This window comes from Thalassospira sp. UBA4513, from assembly GCF_002388495.1.
In the GTDB taxonomy this organism is placed as follows: domain Bacteria; phylum Pseudomonadota; class Alphaproteobacteria; order Rhodospirillales; family Thalassospiraceae; genus Thalassospira; species Thalassospira tepidiphila.
Window position 1 is genome coordinate 22,779 of record NZ_DGMR01000042.1, and the last position, 4,467, is coordinate 27,245.

Sequence of the window (4,467 nt, forward strand, 5' to 3'; positions counted from 1 at the left end):
AGGAACATGGTGCCACCAACAAGGGTGATCACAGCGGTAATGCGGAAGAACATACCCGGATCCGGAACAGCAGCACCGGAAGAACCGGTCATGCTTTCAAGACCAACAGCAATGCCCCATGCCTGCACCGTTGCAATCAGCACCGTCAGATAGCGGGTATATTGATTAATCTTTTTACGACCCTGCTCGCCTTCCTTCTTGAGTTGCTCAAGCGTTGGCGAAACAGTCGTCATCAACTGAATAATAATCGAGGCCGAGATGTACGGCATGATATTCAGCGCGAAGATCGTCATACGACCCAGCGCACCACCGGCGAACATGTCAAACATGCCCAGAACGCCACCCGCATTCTGACGGAAAATGTCAGCAAGAATAGACGGGTCGACACCAGGAACCGGAATATAGGTTCCAAGACGGTAAACAATAAGCGCGCCCAAAGTGAACCAGATACGCTTTTTAAGCTCGGTTGACTTTGAAAAAGCGGACCAATTCAGGTTCGCGGCAAGCTGCTCGGCGGCCGATGCCATGCACTCATCTCCCAATACACATAAACTGGAGGGTCCGGTCCCGTGTACTGGAACCGGACCCTCTCGAAGTCAATTTAGGCTTATTCTACGGATTCTGCAGCAGCGACCGGAGCAAGAACCTTGACCGAACCACCAGCTTTCTCGACAGCTTCAACAGCTGCTTTGGAAGCACCGGAGATTTCGATGTTCAGTTTCGCTTTCAGTTCGCCTTTGGCAAGAAGACGCAGACCGTCTTTCTGCGGACGAGCCAGACCTTTTTCCGCAAGAACAGCGACGGTGACATTTGCACCTTCTTCAAGAACGCCGTTATCAACAGCAGTCTGAAGGGTACCAAGGTTCACAACGCCGAACTGTTTCTTGAACGGGTTTTTGAAGCCGCGTTTCGGAAGACGGCGATAGATAGGCATCTGCCCACCTTCGAAGCCATTGATGGCTACACCCGAACGGGACTTCTGACCCTTCTGACCTGCGCCAGAAGTTTTGCCTTTGCCCGAACCGATGCCGCGACCGACGCGGGTGCGCGCCTTGCGGGCACCCGGGTTATCGGCGAGTTCGTTGAGTTTCATCGTTCAACACCTTTTCGATCTGGGGTCAATCAAGCCTCGTCCACACGGACGAGGTGTTTGACCTTTGCGATCATACCGCGAACAGCCGGAGTATCTTCCAGCTCACGAGTCCGGTGCAGTTTGTTCAGGCCAAGACCAACAAGGGTCTGGCGCTGATCAGCCGGACGTCCGATCGGCGAACCCGTCTGGGTAACGCGTACGGTCGCTTTTTTCTTAGCAGCCATATCGAATTACTCCTTTTCGAGAACGGCGGCAGCAGCCGAACCGCTATCGCGACGGGCAACGACGTCACCGACTTTCAGGCCACGCTTAGCAGCGACCTGACGCGGGGAAGCACCGTTGACCAGAGCGTCAAGGGTTGCGCGGATCACGTTGTGCGGGTTGTTCGAACCGGTGCATTTGGACACAACGTCCTGAACGCCCATGGTTTCGAAAACCGCACGCATCGCACCGCCTGCGATGATACCGGTACCAGCCGGAGCGGAGCGAAGGATAACCTTGCCTGCGCCGAAATGGCCCTGCGTATCATGGTGAAGGGTACGGCCTTCACGCAGCGGAACGCGGATCATGTTACGTTTAGCAGCTTCGGTGGCCTTACGGATCGCTTCCGGAACTTCACGGGCTTTACCCGTGCCGTATCCGACGCGACCGCGCTGGTCACCGACAACTACCATTGCGGAGAAAGCAAAGCGACGGCCGCCCTTAACGACTTTCGCGACGCGGTTGATACCAACCAGCTTGTCGACGAGTTCGTTTTCTTCACGGGCTTTCGGCGCCTGCTGCTGTTGATTCTGGTTACGTGCCATGGTCGTGCTCCTTAGAAGTCCAGACCGCCCTCACGGGCGGCATCGGCCAGAGCTTTCACCCGGCCATGGAACAGATACCCGCCACGATCGAAAACGACCGTTTTCACACCAGCTTTGACTGCGCGCTCGGCAATTGCCTTGCCAACCAGAGCAGCGGCGTCGGCATTGCTGCCTTTCGCCTTCAGATCTTTCTCCATCGTCGAGGCAGCCACCAGGGTGGTGCCTTTGACGTCGTCGATGATCTGAGCATAGATGTGGGCGTTCGAACGGTGCACGCTGAGGCGCGGGCGACCGGCCGCTTTCTGGCGGATCGCAAAACGAACGCGACGCTTGCGGCGTTCGAATAGGCTTCTCACGTTTTTCATCGTGCCTGTCCTTACTTCTTCTTGCCTTCTTTGCGCAAGATATACTCGCCTTCGTAGCGGACACCCTTGCCTTTGTAAGGCTCCGGACCGCGCCAGCCGCGTGCATTCGCAGCGAACTGACCAACGAGTTGTTTATCTGCGCCAGAAATGGCGACGAGGGTCGGCTTTTCAGCAACGACGTTAAGACCCGCAGGGATCTCCATTTCAACGTCATGTGAGAAGCCAAGCTGCAGAACCAGGTTTTTGCCCTGAACCTGCGCACGGTAACCAACACCGGTGATTTCCAGTTTCTTGGTGAACCCTTCCGAAACCCCGGTAACGAGGTTCGCGATATTGGCGCGGGTGGTACCCCAAAGGGCACGTGCGCGCTTGCTATCGTTTTTAGGTTTCACGAAGATCTGGTTATCTTCCTGAGTGACGGATACGTCCGAGGTCAAAGCCAGGTTAAGCTCACCGAGCTTGCCTTTTGCGCTGATCTGCTCTTCGGTCAAGGTGATGGTAACGCCGTTAGGCACGACCACCGGGTTTTTTCCTACTCGCGACATCGTTGGCCCTCCTTAGAATACCTTGCAGAGGATTTCGCCGCCGACATTCTGCTCGCGAGCCTCCTGATCCGATAGAACCCCTCGCGGAGTGGACAGGACTGCGATGCCCAGACCGTTATATACCTTCGGAAGATCTTTGATCTTCGAATATACACGACGACCCGGGGTCGAGACGCGGTCGATCTGCTTAATCACGCCATCACCCTCAAAATATTTGAGTTCGATGGTGATTTCGCTGACGCCCTTGCGAATTTCATTAACATTGTAACCGCGGATATAACCTTCGCGCTGGAGAACATCCAGCACACCGGTACGCAGTTTCGAAGCCGGCGAAACGACGCTGGATTTACCAACGCGCTGGCCGTTACGGATACGCGTGAGCATATCACCGACTGGATCAGTCATCGACATGTGATGTCCTCCTTACCAGCTCGACTTCACCATGCCCGGGATCTGACCACGTGAAGCAAGTTCACGAAGCGCGATACGGGACAGGCGGAATTTGCGATAGACACCACGCGGACGACCGGTGATCTGGCAGCGAATACGCTGACGGATACGAGCCGAGTTACGCGGCAGCTGGGCGAGTTTCATCACAGCAACGATACGATCCTCAGGGGTCGTCTCGCGATTTGCGATAACCGCTTTAAGGGCGGCACGCTTGGCAGAATATTTTTTTGCCAGGCGTTCACGTTTGAGTTCACGCTCTACAGCGCTTTTCTTGGCCATGGGCCAACCTCCGTTAGTTTCCGAACGGAAGATCAAAGCCCTTAAGAAGGGCGAGAGCTTCATCGTCGGACTTAGCCGTGGTACAAATGATGATATCCATCCCGCGAACAGAGTCGACTTTGTCGTACTCTACCTCAGGAAAGACGAACTGTTCTTTCAAGCCCATGGCAAAGTTGCCACGACCATCGAAAGATTTTTTGTTCAGGCCGCGGAAGTCACGAACGCGCGGCAGCGCGATGGTGACCAGGCGGTCCAAGAACTCAAACATACGGTCGCGACGCAAGGTCACTTTACAACCGATGTTCATACCTTCACGCAGCTTGAAAGCCGCAACGGACTTTTTCGCCTTGGTGAAGACAGGCTTCTGACCGGTGATAGCAGCGAGATCCGCAGCAGCACCTTCCAGCTTCTTACGATCCTGGGTGGCGTCGCCGACACCCATGTTGATCACGATTTTCTCGAGGCGCGGAATCTCCATGGTGTTCTCGTAGGAGAACTCCTTCTGGAGTGCGTCACGCACCACTTCTTTGTAATGTTCGCGCAGGCGCGTCATTTTTCCGTCCCTCAGTTGTCGATGACTTCGCCGCTGAGCTTCGCTACGCGAACCTTGCGACCATCATCGAGGGTCTTGAAACCGACGCGGGTCGGCTTGTTTTCTTTCGGGTCAACAATCGCGACGTTGGAAACAGCAATTTTTGCTTCCTTTTCGACGATGCCACCAGCATCAGCACCGGTCGGGCGCTGGTGACGTTTCACCAGGTTAATGCCCGAAACCAGAACTTTGTTCTCGGTCGGGAAAGCGGCGAGAACTTCGCCGGTTTTCCCTTTGTCTTTACCCGTCAGAACAACGACGCGATCGCCCTTTTTAATCTTGGCAGCCATTACAGCACCTCCGGAGCGAGCGAAATGATCTTCATGAAGCCGCGGCC

Annotated in this window: 10 protein-coding genes; all 10 read right to left on the minus strand. The window is 55.2% G+C overall.

Going from position 1 to position 4,467, the window contains the following annotated elements:
- Positions 1-527 (minus strand): preprotein translocase subunit SecY (locus B2T33_RS20240; protein ID WP_414716652.1); only part of this gene is annotated, 527 nt, incomplete at its 3' end.
- Positions 528-607: 80 nt separating this feature from the next.
- Positions 608-1,093: a 50S ribosomal protein L15 gene (gene rplO / locus B2T33_RS20245; RefSeq protein WP_286793078.1), complete on the minus strand. Its 486-nt coding sequence runs from the start codon at positions 1,091-1,093 to the stop codon at positions 608-610.
- Positions 1,094-1,122: 29 nt separating this feature from the next.
- Complete coding sequence (rpmD, locus tag B2T33_RS20250; RefSeq protein WP_007091489.1) at positions 1,123-1,317, minus strand: 50S ribosomal protein L30; 195 nt, start codon at positions 1,315-1,317, stop codon at positions 1,123-1,125.
- A gap of 6 nt (positions 1,318-1,323) precedes the next feature.
- Positions 1,324-1,899 carry a 30S ribosomal protein S5 gene (gene rpsE, locus B2T33_RS20255; protein ID WP_008892191.1) on the minus strand — a complete coding sequence of 192 codons (576 nt, stop codon included), beginning with the start codon at positions 1,897-1,899 and terminating at the stop codon, positions 1,324-1,326.
- Positions 1,900-1,910: 11 nt separating this feature from the next.
- Positions 1,911-2,264, minus strand: coding sequence for a 50S ribosomal protein L18 (rplR, locus tag B2T33_RS20260; protein WP_008892190.1), 354 nt, complete (start codon positions 2,262-2,264; stop codon positions 1,911-1,913).
- A gap of 11 nt (positions 2,265-2,275) precedes the next feature.
- Complete coding sequence (rplF, locus tag B2T33_RS20265; RefSeq protein WP_008892189.1) at positions 2,276-2,809, minus strand: 50S ribosomal protein L6; 534 nt, start codon at positions 2,807-2,809, stop codon at positions 2,276-2,278.
- Positions 2,810-2,821: 12 nt separating this feature from the next.
- Entirely contained in the window at positions 2,822-3,220 is a 399-nt protein-coding gene (gene rpsH / locus B2T33_RS20270) for a 30S ribosomal protein S8 (protein ID WP_008892188.1), read from the minus strand.
- A 12-nt stretch (positions 3,221-3,232) separates the two neighbouring features.
- Complete coding sequence (gene rpsN / locus B2T33_RS20275; RefSeq protein ID WP_064780511.1) at positions 3,233-3,538, minus strand: 30S ribosomal protein S14; 306 nt, start codon at positions 3,536-3,538, stop codon at positions 3,233-3,235.
- Between the two features lie 13 nt (positions 3,539-3,551).
- Positions 3,552-4,091 carry a 50S ribosomal protein L5 gene (gene rplE, locus B2T33_RS20280; RefSeq protein WP_008892186.1) on the minus strand — a complete coding sequence of 180 codons (540 nt, stop codon included), beginning with the start codon at positions 4,089-4,091 and terminating at the stop codon, positions 3,552-3,554.
- A gap of 11 nt (positions 4,092-4,102) precedes the next feature.
- Complete coding sequence (gene rplX / locus B2T33_RS20285) at positions 4,103-4,420, minus strand: 50S ribosomal protein L24 (protein ID WP_008892185.1); 318 nt, start codon at positions 4,418-4,420, stop codon at positions 4,103-4,105.
- Positions 4,421-4,467: the final 47 nt, after the last annotated feature.